The sequence below is a fragment of the Microbacterium shaanxiense genome, assembly GCF_054779995.1.
On the sequence record NZ_BAAGXE010000002.1, the window covers coordinates 452,923 to 470,299 of the forward strand.

The following is a 17,377-nucleotide window of genomic DNA, read 5'->3' on the forward strand; positions in this document are numbered from 1 at the left end:
GCGCCCGCGCGACTACGCCGCGACGCGGCTGACGGCGGCGATGGCGCTCGTGAAGAAGGCAAGGCCGTCCGTGCCGGAGCGCATGGCGTCGGCGGTGTTCGGTCCGAAGCCCGCCTCGGTCGCGTGCTCGGGGTGCGGCATGAGGCCGACGACGTTGCCGGCGTCGTTCGTGAGACCGGCGATGTCACGCAGCGAGCCGTTCGGGTTCACGCCCGCATAGCGGAACGCCACGAGGCCTTCGCCCTCGATGCGATCCAGCGTCTCCTCCGAAGCGATGTAGCCGCCCTCGGCGTTCTTCAGCGGGATGACGATCTCCTGGCCGCTGGTGAACTCGCTCGTCCACGCGGACGTGGTGTTCTCCACCGTCAGCTTCTGGTCGCGCCGCACGAAGTGCTGGTGGTCGTTGCGGATGAGCCCGCCCGGCAGCAGGTGCGCCTCGACGAGCATCTGGAATCCGTTGCAGATGCCGAGCACCGGCATGCCGGACGCCGCGGCATCCTTCACCTCGGTCATGATCGGCGACAGCGCGGCGATGGCACCGGAGCGCAGGTAGTCGCCGTAGCTGAATCCGCCGGGAAGCACGAGTGCGTCGACGCCTTCGAGATCGTGCGAGCCGTGCCACAGGGCGACGGGTTCGGCGCCGGCGAGTCGGATGGCGCGCTGCGCGTCGCGGTCGTCCAGCGAGCCCGGCCAGGTGATGACGCCGATGCGGACGGTCACTCGACCACCTCGATGCCGACGACGTCCTCGATGACGGCGTTGGAGAGCACGTCATCGGCGAGCTTCTTGACCTCGGCGAGCACGGCATCCGTGACCTCGCCGTCGACCGTGAGCTCGAAGCGCTTTCCGATGCGCACATCGCTGAAGCCCTCCACGCCCAGACGCGCGAAAGCGCCGGAGACGGCCTTCCCCTGCGGGTCGAGCAGTTCGGACTTGGGCATGACGTCGACGACGATGGTGGGCATTGAAGGCTCCAGAAGTCGCGGGAAGGCGGGCCGTTCCAGTCTAGCCGCCCGGGTGGTGGTCGACGGATGCGCAGATGCGGCGCCGGCGCGGCTCGCGGATGCTCGGACGGATGACGCAGCCCCCCTGGTACATCCGTCCGAGCATGTCGAGGAGCCCCTGCTCATCGAAACTCCCGACCGCGAATCCCCAGCGGCGACACAAGTCCCTCCATGAGCAGGTTAGAGTCATCGCACAGAAGCCGCATCGTGGAGAGTCGCGGGGCTCGTCACTCTCCAATGGTCGACCTCGAGGGGGAGCAGCGCATGAAGCTCAAGGAGCTGGCCGTTCAGAGTGGAGTCAGCACGACCACTCTCAAGCACTGGATCCGCGTGGGCATCATGCCGGCCGGGCGATTGCGCAATCGCACCACGGCCGTCTACGAGCAGCGTCACGTCGACAGGGCGCGTCTGATCGTCGTGATGCGCGATTCCTACCGCGCGTCGACAGCCGCGATCAGGTCGCTGACCGATGTGATCGACTCCGACGCCCCCACGCTCGAGGTGATGAACGCGTGTCAGGCGTTCGCGCTGGGGATCGGCGAGAGCGTCGTCTCGGATCCCGACTACGAGATCTTCCGCGAGCGAACGCACGAGCTGATGCGGCGCCGCGACTGGCGCGGCTATCCCGGCGCAGCCGAACAGGGGTTGGCGCACGCGCTCGCACAGGCGTCCGCGGTCGGCCTGGACTACGACGTCGACGAGCTCATGGAGTACGCCGACGCGCTCGAGCCGCTCGCGGGCCGAAACATCGCCGCGCTGCGTCCAGACGGCTCGCGCGACGAGGTGGCCAGGAGGATGCTGCTCGCCGTCCATGCTCGTGCTCGACAGCTGGTCGCGGTGAGCAGCCTCGCTCATGCGGCGGCATCCATCCGCTCCGCGATCGATCGAGGCGTCGCCCCGGCCGACCTCGCGAAGCCTCCGTCTGCGCGCGTGGAGTAGCGCGCGGGCGTCAGGCCGAGTGGAAGACCGTGTGCAGGTCGCCGATGAGGTCGCGGCCGCCGAGGCCGTCGATCTCGAACAGCACCGATATGCCGGCGACGTGCGACCCGAGCTCCTCGATGAGCTGACGACCCGCTGCCAGAGTGCCGCCGGTGGCCAGCACGTCATCGATCAGAAGGACGCGTGAGCCGGCGGGCAGGTCGTTGTGCATCTCGATCGTCGCGGTTCCGTATTCGAGTGCGTAGTCGACGGATGCCGCCGGGCGGGGCAGCTTGCCGGCCTTGCGGATCGGGATGAGGCCCACGCCTGCGGCGATCGCCGCGGCGCTGGCGATGAGGAATCCTCGCGCTTCGATCCCCGCGATGACGTCGAACTGCCCGGCGAAGGGCTCGATGATCGCCTCGGTCGTCACGCGCAGCGCCTCTGAGTCCGCGAGCAGTGGCGTGATGTCGCGGAACAGGATGCCGGGTTCGGGATAGTCCGGGATGCTGCGGATCAGCGATTCGGCGCGAGCGAGAGCAGGGGAGAGGTCGGCGGAGGGCACTGGCCAAGGCTACTTCAGGCGCGCGGTGCTCCCGCGCTTGACTTTCGTGGGAGCGCTCCCATAGAGTGGCCCAACAGTTCGTGGGAGCGCTCCCACGCGCACGCCGGAACCCGCAGCACCATCCCGCATGAAGCACCTGCACACACAAAGGAGTGAATCGTGAACACACACGCACAGCGCCGGATCACCACGGCGGTAGCCGTCGCATCCGTCTCCGCACTGGCCCTCGCCGGCTGCGCGAGCGGCGACACCACCGGTGGCGGTGACACCGACGAGAAGGTCACCCTGACCGTCACGACGTTCGGCACCTTCGGCTACGAAGACCTCTACGAGCAGTACGAGGAGGAGAACCCGAACGTCACGATCGAGGCGACCAACATCGACACCGGCGGCAACGCCCGCACCGATGCCTTCACCAAGATCGCCGCAGGCTCCGGCCTCAGCGACGTCGTCGCGATCGAAGAAGGCTGGCTCGGCGCCATCATGGACGTCTCCGACACCTTCGTCGACCTGCGCGACTACGGGATCGAAGACCGCAAGGACGACTGGGTCGACTGGAAGTACGCGCAGGGGACCGACGCCGAGGGGCGCGTCATCGGCTACGGCACCGACATCGGCCCGAGCGGAATCTGCTACAACGGCGCGGCCTTCGAGGCCGCGGGGCTTCCCAGTGATCGCGAGTCCGTCGCGGAGCTGCTGACCGGCGACTGGGACAACTACTTCGCCGTCGGCGCCGAGTACACCGAGAAGACCGGCAAGGCCTGGTACGACCACTCCGGCTTCGTCTGGAACTCGATGGTCAACCAGCTCGAGGAGGGCTACTACACCGCTGACGGCGAGCTGAACGTCGAGGGCAACGCCGAGCTCAAGGAGCGCTTCGAGCTGCTCGGTGCAGCGACCGAGGGCGGCCAGTCCGCGGCGCAGGCGGCGTGGGACTGGAACGGCGGGAAGTCGTTCGTCGACGGCACCTTCGCGACCTTCGTCTGCCCTGGCTGGATGCTGGGTGTCGTGCAGGGTCAGGTCGAAGCTGGCGGCGGCGACGCGGCGACTGGCTGGGACTTCGCCGATGTCTTCCCCGGCGGGGCAGCCAACTGGGGCGGCGCGTTCCTCTCCGTGCCGGAGAGCTCGGAGCACAAGGAAGCCGCAGCGGCGCTCGCCGACTGGCTGACGCAGCCGGAGCAGCAGGTCAAGCAGTCCGAGGCCGCCGGCAACTTCCCGTCCACGGTCGAGGCGCAGGACGAGCTCGCCTCTTCCGCGACGCCGAACGCGTTCTTCAACGACGCACCCACGGGTGCGATCCTCGCCGAGCGCGCCAAGGGCGTCGTCGCCCAGTTCAAGGGCGCCGATGACTCGGTGATCCAGGAGAACGTCTTCGGTCCGGCCCTGAGCAGCCTCGACCGCGGCGAGACCGACACCAAGGGCGCGTGGGATCAGGCGATCCAGCTCCTGGACGAGCTCGTCGGCTGACGCACCCCTCGGCAGGCCCGGTGACCGCTCGACCGTCGCCGGGCCTGCCGAAGCACGCTCCCCGGCATCAGCACGCGACGCGACAAGGACACAGACAATGACTCTCACCGCTCCGCCGAAGGGGCGCCGAGACACAGCACCCGCAAAGCAGGCGGATGCCGTGCCGAAGCGCTCCTGGCGCCACCGCCTCTCGCGGTTCGATCAGAACGCCTCACCGTACGCGTACGTCGCGCCGTTCTTCCTGCTGTTCGGTCTCGTCGGGCTCTTCCCGCTGGTGTACACGGTCTACGTGGCCGTGCACGAGTGGGACCTGCTGAAGGGCGAGGGCGACTTCGTCGGCTTCGGCAACTTCGTCGAGATCCTCGGCGACGCGATGTTCTGGAACTCGATCGTCAACACGCTGAGCATCTTCCTGCTCTCCGCGATCCCGCAGCTGGCGGTGGCCTTGCTGGTCGCCTACCTGCTCGATCGGGGGCTGCGCGCCCCGACGATCTGGCGCATGAGCGTGCTCATCCCGTTCGTGGTCACGCCAGTGGCCGTCGCCATCATCTTCTCGAGCATCTTCAACGAGGCCGACGGTCTCGCCAACAACCTGCTGAACCTGATCGGCATCGTCGATCAGGAGTGGAAGCACAACACCTTCCTCTCGCACATCGCGATCGCCGTGATGGTGAACTTCCGCTGGACCGGCTACAACGCCCTGATCCTGCTCGCGGCGATGCAGGCCGTCCCGCGCGACCTCTACGAGTCCGCTGCGATCGACGGCGCGGGGCCTGGCCGCCGGTTCTTCTCGATCACGATTCCGACGATCCGTCCGACGCTGATCTTCGTGATCATCACCGCCACCATCGGCGGTCTGCAGATCTTCGCCGAGCCGAGGCTGTTCGACGTGTCGACGGCCGGTGGCATCGGCGGCAGCGACCGTCAGTTCCAGACCACGGTGCTGTTCTTGTGGGAACTCGCGTTCTTCCGGCGCAACCTCGGTGAAGCATCCGCCGTCGCCATCCTGCTGTTCCTGCTCATCGTCGGCATCGGCGTGATCAACTTCCTGCTCTCCCGGCGCATCGCCACCGGATCCGCGCCCAAGGCCAATCGCGCTGCGCGCCGCCGCGCCCGAATCAACACGGAGAAGACGCGATGACCGCCACCCAGGTACTCAGCGTGCCGGAGAAGATCCGCAGGCGTCGAAGCAGCGGCGGCAACGCCGGGATCGGCAGCCGTCCTGGCTTCCTCACCTACGGGCTGCTCGCCGCCTTCATCATCGGCAGCGTGTACCCGCTGTGGTGGTCGGTCGTCGTCGCCGGCGGCACCAACTCGACCCGCGGCGAGACGCTGCCGATGATCCCGGGTGGCAACTTCTTCGCGAACGCCGCGAAGGTGTTCGACGCCATCCCGTTCTGGCTGGCACTGGGCAACTCCCTGCTCGTCTCGACGATCATCACCCTCTCGGTCGTGACCTTCTCGACTCTCGCGGGCTACGCCTTCGCGAAGCTGCGCTTCAAGGGGCGCGAGGGACTCATGATCTTCGTGATCGCGACCATGGCGATCCCGACCCAGCTCGGCATCATCCCGCTGTTCATGGTGATGCGCGAGCTCGGGTGGACGGGATCCATCGGCGCGGTGATCATCCCGACCCTGGTCACGGCGTTCGGCGTCTTCTTCATGCGCCAGTACCTCGTCGACGTCATCCCCGATGAGCTCATCGAGGCGGCCCGCATGGACGGCGCGAACCAGTTCCGTACGTTCCTCACGGTCGGCATCCCCGCTGCGCGGCCCGCCATGGCCATCCTCGGTCTGTTCACGTTCATGACCGCGTGGACCGACTACCTGTGGCCGCTGATCGTGCTCTCCCCCCAGAACCCGACCCTGCAGACGGCGCTGAGCCAGCTGCAGTCCGGGTACTACGTCGACTACTCGATCGTGCTCACGGGCGCGGTGCTCGCGACGCTGCCACTGCTGATCCTGTTCGCCGTCGCCGGCAAGCAGCTGGTCAGTGGAATCATGGCCGGCGCGGTGAAAGGATGACCGCTATGACCCGCCCCTTCCCCGAGGAGTTCCTGTTCGGCGCCGCCACCGCGGCGTATCAGATCGAAGGCGCTGCGCACGAGGACGGTCGCACCGATTCGATCTGGGATGCGTTCGCGCGCGTACCCGGCGCCGTCGTCGGCGGTGAGAGCGGCAAGGCGGCCTGCGATCACTATCACCGCTACCCCGAAGACGTCGCGCTCATGACCGCGCTCGGTCTGCAGACCTACCGCTTCTCGACCTCGTGGGCGCGCGTGCGTCCCGACGGCGGCGCGGTGAACAGGGCAGGCGTCGACTTCTACAGCCGCCTCGTGGACGAGCTCCTCGGCGCCGACATCCTGCCGTGGCTCACGCTGTATCACTGGGACATGCCGCAGGCGCTGCAGGAGAAGGGCGGGTGGACGAGCCGCGACACCGTCGACCGGTTCCTCGAGTACGCCGGCACGATGCATGACGCGCTCGGCGACCGGGTGAACGTGTGGACGACGCTGAACGAACCGTGGTGTTCCTCGTTCCTCTCCTACACGGGCGGTGAGCACGCGCCGGGTCACACCAGCGTCGCCGAGGGGCTGCTGGCATCGCATCATCTGCTGCTCGCGCACGGCCGGACCGTGCAGGAGCTGCGCTCGCGTGATGAGACGTTGAACCTCGGCATCACGCTGAACCACACGGTCGCCGATCCGGCCGATCCCGACCGTCCCGCCGACGCCGACGCCGTGCGCCGAGTGGACGGCCAGTTCAACCGGTGGTTCCTCGACCCGATCTACCGCGGCTCGTACCCCGCGGACATCGTCGAGGACATCCGCGGCGTGGATCCGGATGCGGTCGCGCTGTTCGAAGCCGCGATCCACGACGGCGACATGACGTCGATCTCGCAGAAGATCGACACCCAGGGCGTCAACTACTACCACGGTGATCTTCTGTCCGGTCGGGCTCCGGCGGTGCCGCCCGTGTCGGGCGGGCCGACGACCGAGAGGGCGAGGCGCAGCCCGTACCCGTCGAACGACGGCATCCACACGGTCGAGCGTGGACTGCCGCGCACGGCGCAGAACTGGGAGGTGCAGCCGGAGGGGCTGACCCGCCTGCTGCAGCGTGTCTGGACCGAGTACGCCGAGCCAGCCGGCACCGTGCTGTACGTGACCGAGAACGGCGCCGCATACGACGACGTCGCGGTCGTCGAGGACGGCGAGACGCGCGTGCACGACGCGGATCGCACCGAATTCCTTCGCCAGCACCTCGGTGCCGTGCTGGATGCCGCGGATGCCGGAGTCGACGTGCGCGGCTACTTCTACTGGTCGATGTTCGACAACTTCGAGTGGGCGTGGGGCTACGACAAGCGATTCGGCATCGTGCGTGTCGACTACGACACTCAGCAGCGCAGCCTCAAGGACAGTGGTCGGGAGTACGCTCGCATCATCGCCGCGCGCACCCTGTAGTCGGGTCGTCGGCATTCAGATCGCGCGAAGTGCTGCACTCGGACCCGGGACGCAGCCCTTTGCGCGATTCGAACGAAGGAGGTTGCCGATGACACGAGCGACGATCGAAGAGGTGGCGGCCACCGCAGGAGTATCGCGTTCGACGGTGTCGCGCGTGGTCAACGGCTCCACCGCGGTGAGCCCGGAGGCGCTCGCCGCCGTGCAGACGGCGATCGCCGAGCTCAACTACGTGCCCAACCGTGCTGCCCGTTCCCTGGCGTCCAAACAGACGCACGCGATCGCTCTGATCGTTCCGGAGGACACCACGCGCTTCTTCGGCGATCCGTTCTTCGCCTCGATCGTCGCCGGTATCACCGGCGCGCTCAGAGGCTCGGACTATCTGCTCAATCTGCTCATCGCCAGTGACGACCCCGGCGACAAGATGACCAGCTTCGTGCGCAACGGCGGTGTGGACGGCGCGCTCATCGTGTCGCATCACACGAGCGACGCGTTCATCGATCGCATCGCGGACGCCGTGCCCGTCGTCTGGGGCGGACGCCCTCTGCGGCAGCGCCCGAGCGACTACGTGGTCGACGTCGACAACGTCGCGGCGGCTCGCACCGCGACGCAGCGCCTGATCGACATCGGCCGCACGCGTATCGCGACGATCTCCGGTCCGTTGAGCATGCTCGCCTCCGTCGATCGCGTGCAGGGCTTCCGCGATGCGCTTTCGGATGCCGGACTCGCCCCGTTCGCGGAGGAGGAGGGTGATTACGGTGAGACGAGCGGCGCGGAGGCCGTGCGCCGCATCCTGTCGGCCGGCACTCCCGATGCGATCTTCGTGGCGAGCGACCTCATGGCGCGCGGCGCGCTGAACGCCATGCGGTCGGTGGGGTTGAGGGTGCCGGAGGATGTCGCGCTGCTCGGATTCGACGACTCGGCAGTGGCGTTGTCCACCGACCCTCCGTTGACGACCATGCGGCAGCCGATGTATCTGCAGGGCGAGACCATGGCCGCGGTGCTGCTCTCTCGCCTCTCCGGCGGCGAGACCGAGAAGATGACGATCCTGCCGACCGAGCTGGTCGTGCGCGGGTCGGCGTAGAGCACTCCGCGCTCAGAACCGGCGACCCCCGGAACGACCTGACGACCTGCTGCCGCCGGAGCTGCTGAAGGACCGACTGCTCGACGATCGCGATGAGCTGCTCCGCGACGAACCGCTCCACGAGGAGCCTCCCCATCCGGATGAGCCGCCGCCTCCGCCCCCGCCGCTGCGGCCGAACGCACCGGAGAGCGCGCCGATCACCACGCCGCCGATGACGAACAGCACGACGAGTCCTGGCTGCTCCTCGGCGACGGCCATGCTGCTGAAGAACCCGAGTCCGCCGCCGCAGACCGCGCCCCACACAGCCTTCCCTGCCGTCCCGTCGTCCTCTTCGTACACGCGTGGCCGCCGCCACTCCGAGCGCTCGGTCGTGCGCGTGGGCGGGTCGTACATCACAGGGCCGTCATCGGGGGGCCGGACGGATCGGACGAAGCGCCCGCTCTCCGGCGCCGCCGAGGCGCCGACGAGACTCTGCACCTGCTCGGCCGCCGACAGTGCGGAAGCCGCCTGCTGTTCTGCGTCTTCCGTGCCGGCGGCCGCCACGGATTCGGCGAGCTTCCGCTGGGCGAACTGCAGCCGCATCAGGGGGAATGAGGTCACCTCGCCGGGTCGTGCCTGCACCGAGATCTCGGCCGCGCGGACGGCGGCCTTCGCCTGGTCGATGATCGATCCCGTCGGCGTCGGCGTCGGCGTCGTCGGCGTCGGCGTCGTCGGCGACGCCGACCGTGCAACGAGCGCGTCAGCCTGGGCATCGACGGCGTCACGAAGATCCTTCGCCTCGGCGAGCAGCCGCTCGATCTCGTGCACGGCACGGGTGATGGCCCGCGGCTTGCGCGCCTGCACAGCCTTCTGCAGAGCATCGAGCTCGCGGTCCGCGGCGCCCAGCCGACGGCCGATCTCTTCCGGGTTGTCCACCACGCCGACCAGATCCGCCGGCGGAAACGCGGCAGTGAGCGTGGTGAGCCGGGCCGCGGCGTCGTTCTGGAAGGCTCCGGCGTCGGCACGTTCCGACTTCAGCCGGGTCAGAGTGTCCGCCGCTCCATCGGTCAGAGCCCGAAGCGACGCCATCTCGCGCGTGCGTCCTTCGAGATCGCGGTCGACCTGCTCGCACAGCCCGATGATCGCGTCTGTCCACGACCGCGTCTCCTGCGTCGTGTCCTCATCGGCATCCTCCAGCTTCTCGAGAAGCTGGAACGCCTCCTGCAGGCGGGACCGGCACGCCGCCAGGACGTCGGCGTACTCGGTCGTGGTCTCCTCGCCGAACTCCGCGGTCACGAAGCCGAGCTCCTGCTCACTCGTGCGCACCGCTTCATCGGTCTGGACCAGTTGACGCGCCGCGCGCTTCTTCTGCCCCTCCAGCGTTCGCAGCTCCGCGGCCAGCCGTGCACGGCGCCTGAGGAACAGGACGAGTCGTGTGATGAGGAAGATGACCAGGACGAGTCCGGCCGCCCACAGCAGCCATACCCACCACGGCGTCGGAACCTCCGAGAACTCGTCGGCGACGTATGCGATTCCGCCGGCCCAGTCGTCGTCCGCGAGGTAGCCCCCTCCGAGCGCGTTCTCGATGTCGAGCACCCGGGATTCGGAGAGCGGTCCGGCTGAGACTCCGTCGCCGCCGTACTCCGCCGAGATGGCGAGGCTGCGGCCGTCGGTCGCGATCGCGAGAAGGTACTGATCCGACGCGAGATTGTTGCGCTGCGCCGTGTCATCCGCCCAGGCCAGAGCATTGGAAGGGTTCTCGAAGTCGGGCACCAGGACGACGTAGAGCTCGGGGAGGCTTCCGTCGGACGCCAACTCGCCGAGACGCTCTTCGAGGCGCGCTTCGTCTGCGTCGTCGAGGACGTCGGAGACGTCGCTGATGTATCCCGGCTCGAGTTCCGGCGGAGTCTCGGCGCCGGCGGCGACGGGCGGGGTGAGGACGAGGGCTCCGAGCAGCAGCGCCGCTCCCACGGTCGTCGTACGTCGTACCCGGTCCGTCATGGCGCCCCCCAGCGGTGAAATATGGTCCGGCCCATCATGGCACGGGTGATCGCGAGACGAACGGCCGTGGCGCGCTCGCGCTTTCGTGCTCGGATCTGGCCTCAGGCGGCGAGTTCGGCCTTCGACCCGGTAGCCGTTCGTCGCAGATCCGATGCCGCTCGTCGCATTTCTGTGTCTGCTGCGCCGGAAACCATCGCGGTCGCACACTGCCGTCCCTAGCTTGACAGCACGCGATGCCGCACGCGAGAGCATGCAACGCGTCGTGCCGACGAACTCGAAGGAGAGTCAGTTGTTCACATTCGTTTCCTCCCCCCGGGCGATGGTTCTGTCCGTCGCTGGAGCCGTCCTCGTCACAGGTCTTGTGACGACCAGCCTCTTGGGCGGTGTCGCCGACGCGGGGCCCTCATCGCTGGAGAGCCCCTCCAGCTCCTCGAAGAAGGTGTTGCACACCGATGATGCCCCTGCGGCGATCGGTCCGTATTCCCAGGGGATCGCCGCAGGCAACATGGTGTTCGTCTCAGGGCAGCTGCCCATCGACCCGAAGGTCGGCGCGATCGACAACAGCCAGTCGATCGCGGAGCAGACCGCCCTGTCGGTGCAGAACGTCAGAGCTGTGCTGAAGGAGGGGAAGCTCGATCTCGACGATGTCGTCAGCACCACCGTCTACCTGTCGGACATCGACGACTTCGCCGCGTTCAACTCCGTCTACGCCGAGTACTTCGGCACCGAAGCCGCCCCCGCGCGGGCGACCGTCGAGGTCGCCGCACTGCCGCAGGGAGCAAAAGTCGAGATCAGCGCGATCGCCGTGCGATAGGAGAGGAAATCATGGAAACGCAAGACCTTCAGACATCCGGAATCTCACGACGCAATGCCCTCAGGCTGTTCGGCGCCGGGGCAGGTGCCGTGGGCCTCAGCACTCTGGGCATTGCATCGCCCGCGAGCGCGCTGACCCCCGCCGCCGTCGTACCGGCAGCGAACGACGCCGCCTTCTGGCAAAAGGTCGAGAAGATGTTCGTGCTCGACAAGAAGATCCTCTATATGAACGTCGGCACCGTCGGTTCGCCCCCTCGCCAAGTGCTCGACATCGTGGACGCCGTTCACCGCCAGGTGGCGCGGGACGCCGAAGCGGCCTACAGCGACTTCGCGGATGTGCGCCAGACGATCGCCGCAGCGCACGGTGTCGACACGGACGAGATCGTGATCACCCATAACACTTCGGACGGAATGTCGAAGGCGCTGATGGGGCTCAACCTGCGCGAAGGCGACGAGATCCTGACGACGAATCATGAGCACGGCGGAGGTAACACCCCGATGGCGATGCTGCGCGACCGCCAGGGAGTCGTGATCAACCGGGTGCAGCTCCCGGTCGGCGATCAGCAGAGCGCCGAGGACTACGTCGCCCTGTTCCGCGCCGGTATCACCAGTCGTACCAAACTGATCATGTTCTCCGCCCCCACCTACCTCACCGGCACGATGCTGCCGATCAGGGAACTGGCGGTGCTCGCACAGGAGCACGGGATCCCGACGCTCGTCGACGGGGCGCATATCCCGGGAATGATGAACTACAACTTCAGGGAGCTCGGAGTCGACTTCCTCGCGGCATCCGCTGCGAAGTGGCAGTGCGGCCCCGGCGGCACCGGCATCCTCTACATCCGCAACCGTGTCAACGCGGCGAACCCGAACCCCCTGCCCGAGTTCTGGCCGATCGTGTCGTCGGGCTACCCGACGGACGGCTCGGTGGATCTGCGCAGCCGTGATGAGAGCCAGGACATCGGCAAGTATCTGCAGTCCGTCGGCAACGGCAGCAAAGCATTGAATGTCGGAGTGCAGACGGCGGTCCAGGTGTGGGACGAGATAGGGCGGCAGAACATCCAGGACCACATCGTCGGCCTGGCCGACAACCTCAAGGAGCAGGTCGTCGAGCGGTGGGGAGCAGGTGCGCTCTATTCCGCGAAGTCCGATGGCCGTCTCACCTGCGCGCTGACCGGGTTCAACCCGTTCCAGAATGCGGACGATGTGAAGAACTCACAGAAGTCGGCCGACTTCGTGGCGCGGCTGCTCGACGAGCACGGGATCGAAGTCCGGACCACCTCTGTGCCGGTCATCGGGGACGCGACCCTGCATGTTCCGGTGCGAGTGTCGACTCATCTGTTCCATCAGCAGGAGGACGTCGACCGGTTCGTCGACGCTGCGTGGAAGCTGTCCGAACAGATGGCCTGATCGTCGGGTCACGGCCGGTGCGTCCGCTCGACGGATGCGCCGGCCGTCCTTCCCGCGTGCCGCCGACGCGGTGGTTCGTCGCTCTCGCGGGACGGCGCTCTCATCATCGAGACGGTTCCCGACGCCTATACCATGGTCCCGAAGTCGCAACCGCTGCAGGAGACGGACGCCCCATGATCTTCGATGTGCTCGTCGCCGATGACGAGCCACCCGCTCTGGCCGAGCTCGTGGCGCTGCTCGAGGCGGATGCCAGGATCGGTGCGATCCACGCGGTCTCCAGCGGAGCAGACGCCCTTCGTACCCTCTCGATCGAGGCGGTGGATGCCGTCTTCCTCGATATACACATGCCGGGTGTGGACGGGTTCGATCTCGCGCGAGCTCTCGATCGGTTCGCGCAGCGACCATCGGTCGTGTTCGTCACTGCCGACGAGGCGGGTGCGCTCGAGGCGTTCGACGTGCATGCTCTCGACTACGTACTCAAACCGGTTCGCCCCGAGCGACTGCGACGTGCGGTCGACAGGTTGCTCGACGACCGTGGCGTCGGCGACGCGCCTGAAAGCGTGGAAGTGGAGACCGTGCCCGTGTCGACCGGGCGGTCGGTACGGCTTGTCCGGCGCGGCGACGTGCGCTGGGTGAGGGCAGAGGGGGACTACTCGCGGATGTGGACCGAATCGGGCGCCAGCCATCTCGTTCGCATCCCGATCTCGGAGCTCGAGGAGCGATGGTCGGCGGCGGGGTTCGTGCGCATTCATCGGTCCTATCTCGTGCAGGCGGAGGCGGTCACCGAACTCCGCCTCACCGGCCCGGTGCCGGTGGTCGGGCTCCAGGAAGTCGAGTTGCCCGTCAGCCGGCGGCTGATCCCCTCCGTGCGCAGCCGGCTGATGAATGCGGGCGGACGATGAAGCCGCTCGGCAGCGGCGGTGGCCGACGGTGCCGAGCGGCCCGCGGTACCGGCGATCCTCAGGCCGAGAGTTCAGCCTTGAGCGTGTTGTTCCACGGATCCTCGAATGCCAGGGTGCGGCCGTCGTCGCGGACCTCGGTGCCGAAGTGCCTGAGGCGTTCGTTCAATGCACCAAGTGCGTCGACGTCGGGAAGCAGCAGGTCGACCTGACCGAGGCCGAGCGCCGGCATCCGCGGACCCGCTCCACGGGAGTTCCACACATTCATCGCCATGTGGTGGTGGTACCCGCCGGCGCTGACGAACAGCGCCTGGCCGCCGAGGGATGCCGTGGCATCGAAGCCGAGCCGGTTCACATAGAACTCCCGCGCAGTGTCGACATCGCCGACCGAGAGGTGCACGTGGCCGATCTGCGCCGCCGTTTCTCCGGTCGGCTCCTCGCCCAGGTGCTCCTGCAGGAACGCGTTCGGGTCGAGGTAGAGGGTCGCCATCTCGATCTGCCCGTGCGTCCACGACCAGTCGGAGCGGTCGCGATCCCAGTACAGCTCGATGCCGTTGCCCTCGGGGTCGGTGAGGTAGAACGCCTGGCTGACGAGGTGGTCGGCGCTGCCGGTGAACGTCTGCGGCGCGTGCTCTGCGATCGAGAACAGAGCGCCCGCCAGCGCTGCCTGCGACTCGAACACGATCGCCGTGTGGAAGAGTCCGGCCGAACCGGGGCTCGCGTGCCGCAGCGCCGGCTCGTGGCGGAGGATCACGAGCGGTGCGCCGGCTCGACCGAGCGTCACGGCATGGCCGGCAGCATCCTGCACCTGCAGTGTGACGACGTCGCGGTAGAACGCCGTCATCGCGTCGAGATCGGCGACCAGCAGGGTGACGGCACCCATAGAAGTTGCCGCGGCAAGTTTTTCATTCATGTCAATGCAAACCGGCATCGGCCGGGAAGTATTCCGTCTACCCGCGTCCCATGCGCGCGAACGCGCCGAGCACGGTGCGCTCCGACGAGATCAGGTAGGTCTCCAGCGCGTCGGCCGCCGCATGCGGACCCTTTTCCAGCAGCGTCTTGAGCACGACGCGGTTCTTGCGCACGAAGGGCTCGTGCAGGGCACGGGGATCGTCGATCTCGAGGAACACCAAGCGGAGTTCCGCCGCGACGTCGCGGTACGTTCGCGCGAGTCGCGGGCTGTCGGCGAGCGCGACGATCGCATCGTGGAAGGCCATGTTCGCGCTGCCGACCCGGTGCCATTCCTCCTTCGGCAGGTGCTTCTCGGCTTCGGTGAGCGCGGCGCGCATCGACTGCACTGCCGGATGCTCCGGCTCCGACTGGCGAAGCTCGGAGCACTCGATCACGCGGCGCGCCCGGTAGATGTCGATGACATCGGCGATCGACGGCGCCGCCACCGAGACGCCTCGGTGCGGCACGTGCTCGATGAGGCCCTGCTCGGCCAATACGCGGAACGCCTCCCGCAGGGTGTTGCGCGAGACCTCGAACCTCTCGGCCAGAGCCGCCTCCGACAGGCGGGCGCCCGGTGCGAAGTCGCCGTCGATGATCCTCTGCCGCAGCTCATCGGCCAGCGCTCCCTGATGGTTCACGCCTTCATGTTAAGCGGGTGAGCCCTCGCTGTAGCATCCCGGAAACAAAATTGTTGAACAATCATGGTCAATCCGTTCTACACTCGGTGTCACCCGACACCCGCCGAAGACGATGGGAATCCCTTCATGTCCGAGCAGTCCCCGATCGACGCCCAGACCGACCCCGAGACCGCCGCGAAACTCGCCGCAGTGAAGAAGCGCGTCGGCCGCAGCGCCGTCATCGGTGCGATCTTCCTGATGGCCACCAGCGCCATCGGCCCCGGCTTCATCACGCAGACCGCCACCTTCACCGCATCGATGGGTGCCGCCTTCGCGTTCGCCATCCTCGTCTCGGTACTCATCGACATCGCCGTCCAGCTCAATGTCTGGCGCATGATCACCTCTTCCGGCAAGCGCGCCGGCGAACTCGCGAACTCGGCCATCCCGTTCTCCGGGCACGTGATCGCGATCCTCGTCGTGATCGGCGGCCTCGCCTTCAACATCGGCAACATCGCCGGTGGCGGGCTGGGCCTGAACGCCCTGCTCGGCGTCGACCCGAAGGTGGGCGGACTGCTCACCGCGGCGCTGGCGATCGTGATCTTCCTGATCAAGAAGGCCGGCAAGGTGATGGACATCGTGCTGGTCGTCCTCGGCATCGGCATGATCGTGATGACGGTCGTCGTCGCGATCATCGCGCAGCCGCCGATCGGCGACGCGCTGCGTCAGACGTTCGTCCCTGACGAGCTGAACTTCGCCACCATCACCACGATCGTCGGCGGCACCGTCGGCGGCTACATCACCTACTCCGGTGCGCACCGCTACCTCGACTCAGGGCAGACCGGCCCCGAGTACGCGGGCCCCGTCATGCGGGCAGCCGCCAACGGCATCCTGATCACCGGCATCATGCGCTACGTGCTGTTCCTCGCGATCCTCGGTGTCGTGGCTTCCGGTGTCGCCCTCGATCTGTCCAGCCAGGCCGCCAACCCCGCCGGCCAGGCCTTCGGCTCGGTGCTCGGTGATGCGGGCCTGCGCATCTTCGGTGCGATCTTCTGGGCCGCCGCTCTCAGCTCGGTGATCGGCGCCGCGTACACGTCGGCGACGTTCCTGTCGTCGTTCCACAAGCGCTTCCTCGGCGGCTGGTCGCTGCAGATCGCAACCGTCGCGTTCATCGTCGTGTCGCTGATCGTGTACCTGTCGATCGGCACCGCACCGGCCGCGATCCTGGTGTTCGTCGGCGGCTTCAACGGACTCATCCTGCCGATCGGCCTTACGGTGTTCATGTACATCGGATGGTTCCGCCGCGACCTGCTCGGCACGAAGAAGTACCCGCTGGTACTGCTCATCGCCGGCACGCTGGTGACGCTGCTCACCTGGTACATGGGCATCGTCTCGGTCGGACCCATCTTCGCCTTCCTCGGAATCGGAGCGTGACCATGCCTGTGAATGGTGGGCCGACCATCGACCTGAACTCCGACCTCGGCGAGAATGTCCCCGACCGCATCGTCAGCGACGACGTCGCGATGCTCGAGATCGTCACGAGCGCGAACGTGTCATGCGGGTTCCACGCGGGCAGCCCCGAGGGCATCCGCGACACTCTGGCGGCCGCGGTGCGGGGCGGCGTCGTGATCGGCGCCCACCCCGGCTATCGCGACTACGAGAACTTCGGCCGCACGAACGTCGAGATCGACTCGGCCACGTTGCAGGCGCATGTCGAGTACCAGCTCGGCGCGCTCATCGGCCTGGCCTCTTCGGTCGGCGGTACCCTCTCGTACGTCAAGCCGCACGGTGCGCTGTACAACACGATCGCCCGCGACGAGCGGCAGTCCGCCGACGTGGTCGCGGCGATCAAGGCGATCGATCCGAGCCTCGTGCTGCTCGGTCTCGCGGGCGGCGTCGTGCTGGAAGTCGCGTCGAAGGCCGGCCTCGCGGTCGCTGCCGAGGCCTTCGCCGATCGGGCGTACATGCCTGACGGGCAGCTCGTGTCGCGCACCCAGGAGGGCGCCGTGCTGCACGACCCCGCCGCCGTCGCCGAACGCATGGTGCGGCTCGCCTCGGACGGCGTGATCCAGGCGATCGACGGAACGGACGTACGCGTCGAGGCCCAGTCGATCTGCGTGCACGGCGACAGCCCTGGTTCCATCGCGATGGCGGCGGAGACGAAGCGGATGCTGCAGGCAGCAGGCATCACGATCGCACCGTTCGCCGGAGTCTGAG

At 67.5% G+C, this 17,377-nt stretch carries 17 protein-coding genes; 11 read left to right on the plus strand and 6 right to left on the minus strand.

Translation table 11 applies throughout. The features are described from left to right. Window positions 1-12: 12 nt before the first annotated feature. Together purQ and purS are read right to left on the minus strand one after the other, a co-directional pair. Window positions 13-720: a phosphoribosylformylglycinamidine synthase subunit PurQ gene (gene purQ / locus ACYVG2_RS07140; protein ID WP_460780334.1), complete on the minus strand. Its 708-nt coding sequence runs from the start codon at window positions 718-720 to the stop codon at window positions 13-15. Continuing rightward, window positions 717-965, minus strand: a complete 249-nt coding sequence (purS, locus tag ACYVG2_RS07145) for a phosphoribosylformylglycinamidine synthase subunit PurS (RefSeq protein ID WP_033105327.1) — start codon at window positions 963-965, stop codon at window positions 717-719. The genes purQ and purS overlap by 4 nt, the downstream gene beginning before the upstream one ends. A gap of 276 nt (window positions 966-1,241) precedes the next feature. Between purS and ACYVG2_RS07150 the strand changes: the two genes are divergently transcribed. Beyond that, the gene (locus ACYVG2_RS07150; protein WP_460780335.1) at window positions 1,242-1,943 is read left to right on the plus strand and encodes a MerR family transcriptional regulator; all 702 of its coding nucleotides are present in this window, start codon (window positions 1,242-1,244) and stop codon (window positions 1,941-1,943) included. 10 nt (window positions 1,944-1,953) lie between these two features. On the opposite strand, the gene ACYVG2_RS07155 is transcribed toward ACYVG2_RS07150, so the two are convergent. Beyond that, window positions 1,954-2,487, minus strand: coding sequence for an adenine phosphoribosyltransferase (locus ACYVG2_RS07155; protein ID WP_460780336.1), 534 nt, complete (start codon window positions 2,485-2,487; stop codon window positions 1,954-1,956). Window positions 2,488-2,646: 159 nt separating this feature from the next. Between ACYVG2_RS07155 and ACYVG2_RS07160 the strand changes: the two genes are divergently transcribed. The 5 genes from ACYVG2_RS07160 (at window position 2,647) to ACYVG2_RS07180 (ending at window position 8,496) form a co-directional block, all read left to right on the plus strand. Further along, window positions 2,647-3,954, plus strand: a complete 1,308-nt coding sequence (locus ACYVG2_RS07160; protein WP_460780337.1) for an ABC transporter substrate-binding protein — start codon at window positions 2,647-2,649, stop codon at window positions 3,952-3,954. Between the two features lie 97 nt (window positions 3,955-4,051). Next, entirely contained in the window at window positions 4,052-5,095 is a 1,044-nt protein-coding gene (locus ACYVG2_RS07165; RefSeq protein WP_460780338.1) for a carbohydrate ABC transporter permease, read from the plus strand. Next, window positions 5,092-5,979, plus strand: a complete 888-nt coding sequence (locus ACYVG2_RS07170) for a carbohydrate ABC transporter permease (protein ID WP_460780339.1) — start codon at window positions 5,092-5,094, stop codon at window positions 5,977-5,979. Before ACYVG2_RS07165 ends, ACYVG2_RS07170 begins: the two co-directional genes overlap by 4 nt. 5 nt (window positions 5,980-5,984) lie before the next feature. Next, the gene (locus ACYVG2_RS07175) at window positions 5,985-7,415 is read left to right on the plus strand and encodes a GH1 family beta-glucosidase (protein WP_460780340.1); all 1,431 of its coding nucleotides are present in this window, start codon (window positions 5,985-5,987) and stop codon (window positions 7,413-7,415) included. Between the two features lie 88 nt (window positions 7,416-7,503). After that, window positions 7,504-8,496: a LacI family DNA-binding transcriptional regulator gene (locus tag ACYVG2_RS07180; protein WP_460780341.1), complete on the plus strand. Its 993-nt coding sequence runs from the start codon at window positions 7,504-7,506 to the stop codon at window positions 8,494-8,496. 12 nt (window positions 8,497-8,508) lie between these two features. Here the strand turns inward: ACYVG2_RS07180 and ACYVG2_RS07185 are convergent, their stop codons facing one another. Further along, window positions 8,509-10,476: a TPM domain-containing protein gene (locus ACYVG2_RS07185; RefSeq protein WP_460780342.1), complete on the minus strand. Its 1,968-nt coding sequence runs from the start codon at window positions 10,474-10,476 to the stop codon at window positions 8,509-8,511. Between the two features lie 319 nt (window positions 10,477-10,795). On the opposite strand from ACYVG2_RS07185, the gene ACYVG2_RS07190 reads away from it, so the two are divergent. The 3 genes from ACYVG2_RS07190 (at window position 10,796) to ACYVG2_RS07200 (ending at window position 13,598) form a co-directional block, all read left to right on the plus strand. Then, window positions 10,796-11,290 (plus strand): RidA family protein, encoded by a 495-nt coding sequence (locus ACYVG2_RS07190; protein ID WP_460780343.1) that lies wholly within the window; start codon window positions 10,796-10,798, stop codon window positions 11,288-11,290. An 11-nt stretch (window positions 11,291-11,301) separates the two neighbouring features. Further along, the gene (locus ACYVG2_RS07195; protein ID WP_460780344.1) at window positions 11,302-12,696 is read left to right on the plus strand and encodes an aminotransferase class V-fold PLP-dependent enzyme; all 1,395 of its coding nucleotides are present in this window, start codon (window positions 11,302-11,304) and stop codon (window positions 12,694-12,696) included. Window positions 12,697-12,869: 173 nt separating this feature from the next. Further along, on the plus strand, window positions 12,870-13,598 hold the full coding sequence (locus tag ACYVG2_RS07200) for a LytR/AlgR family response regulator transcription factor (protein ID WP_460780345.1): 729 nt from the start codon (window positions 12,870-12,872) through the stop codon (window positions 13,596-13,598). Between the two features lie 58 nt (window positions 13,599-13,656). On the opposite strand, the gene ACYVG2_RS07205 is transcribed toward ACYVG2_RS07200, so the two are convergent. Both ACYVG2_RS07205 and ACYVG2_RS07210 read right to left on the minus strand, forming a co-directional pair. Next, window positions 13,657-14,478 (minus strand): VOC family protein, encoded by an 822-nt coding sequence (locus tag ACYVG2_RS07205; protein ID WP_460780346.1) that lies wholly within the window; start codon window positions 14,476-14,478, stop codon window positions 13,657-13,659. Between the two features lie 67 nt (window positions 14,479-14,545). Continuing rightward, window positions 14,546-15,184 (minus strand): GntR family transcriptional regulator, encoded by a 639-nt coding sequence (locus ACYVG2_RS07210; protein ID WP_460780347.1) that lies wholly within the window; start codon window positions 15,182-15,184, stop codon window positions 14,546-14,548. A 126-nt stretch (window positions 15,185-15,310) separates the two neighbouring features. Here ACYVG2_RS07210 and ACYVG2_RS07215 point away from each other — a divergent pair, with 126 nt between their 5' ends. Together ACYVG2_RS07215 and ACYVG2_RS07220 are read left to right on the plus strand one after the other, a co-directional pair. Next, the gene (locus tag ACYVG2_RS07215; protein WP_460780348.1) at window positions 15,311-16,594 is read left to right on the plus strand and encodes an NRAMP family divalent metal transporter; all 1,284 of its coding nucleotides are present in this window, start codon (window positions 15,311-15,313) and stop codon (window positions 16,592-16,594) included. Window positions 16,595-16,596: 2 nt separating this feature from the next. Continuing rightward, window positions 16,597-17,376, plus strand: coding sequence for a LamB/YcsF family protein (locus tag ACYVG2_RS07220; protein WP_460780349.1), 780 nt, complete (start codon window positions 16,597-16,599; stop codon window positions 17,374-17,376). Window position 17,377: the final 1 nt, after the last annotated feature.

Bases quoted from the DNA above. Each gene is read 5' to 3' on its own strand.
- ACYVG2_RS07200 (WP_460780345.1), top strand. From the start codon at position 12,870: ATGATCTTCGATGTGCTCGTCGCCGATGACGAGCCACCCGCTCTGGCC.
- ACYVG2_RS07175 (WP_460780340.1), top strand. From the start codon at position 5,985: ATGACCCGCCCCTTCCCCGAGGAGTTCCTGTTCGGCGCCGCCACCGCG.
- ACYVG2_RS07150 (WP_460780335.1), top strand. From the start codon at position 1,242: ATGGTCGACCTCGAGGGGGAGCAGCGCATGAAGCTCAAGGAGCTGGCC.
- ACYVG2_RS07190 (WP_460780343.1), top strand. From the start codon at position 10,796: ATGGTTCTGTCCGTCGCTGGAGCCGTCCTCGTCACAGGTCTTGTGACG.
- ACYVG2_RS07185 (WP_460780342.1), bottom strand. From the start codon at position 10,476: ATGACGGACCGGGTACGACGTACGACGACCGTGGGAGCGGCGCTGCTG.
- ACYVG2_RS07165 (WP_460780338.1), top strand. From the start codon at position 4,052: ATGACTCTCACCGCTCCGCCGAAGGGGCGCCGAGACACAGCACCCGCA.
- ACYVG2_RS07215 (WP_460780348.1), top strand. From the start codon at position 15,311: ATGTCCGAGCAGTCCCCGATCGACGCCCAGACCGACCCCGAGACCGCC.
- ACYVG2_RS07220 (WP_460780349.1), top strand. From the start codon at position 16,597: ATGCCTGTGAATGGTGGGCCGACCATCGACCTGAACTCCGACCTCGGC.
- ACYVG2_RS07180 (WP_460780341.1), top strand. From the start codon at position 7,504: ATGACACGAGCGACGATCGAAGAGGTGGCGGCCACCGCAGGAGTATCG.
- ACYVG2_RS07170 (WP_460780339.1), top strand. From the start codon at position 5,092: ATGACCGCCACCCAGGTACTCAGCGTGCCGGAGAAGATCCGCAGGCGT.
- ACYVG2_RS07205 (WP_460780346.1), bottom strand. From the start codon at position 14,478: ATGGGTGCCGTCACCCTGCTGGTCGCCGATCTCGACGCGATGACGGCG.
- purS (WP_033105327.1), bottom strand. From the start codon at position 965: ATGCCCACCATCGTCGTCGACGTCATGCCCAAGTCCGAACTGCTCGAC.
- ACYVG2_RS07195 (WP_460780344.1), top strand. From the start codon at position 11,302: ATGGAAACGCAAGACCTTCAGACATCCGGAATCTCACGACGCAATGCC.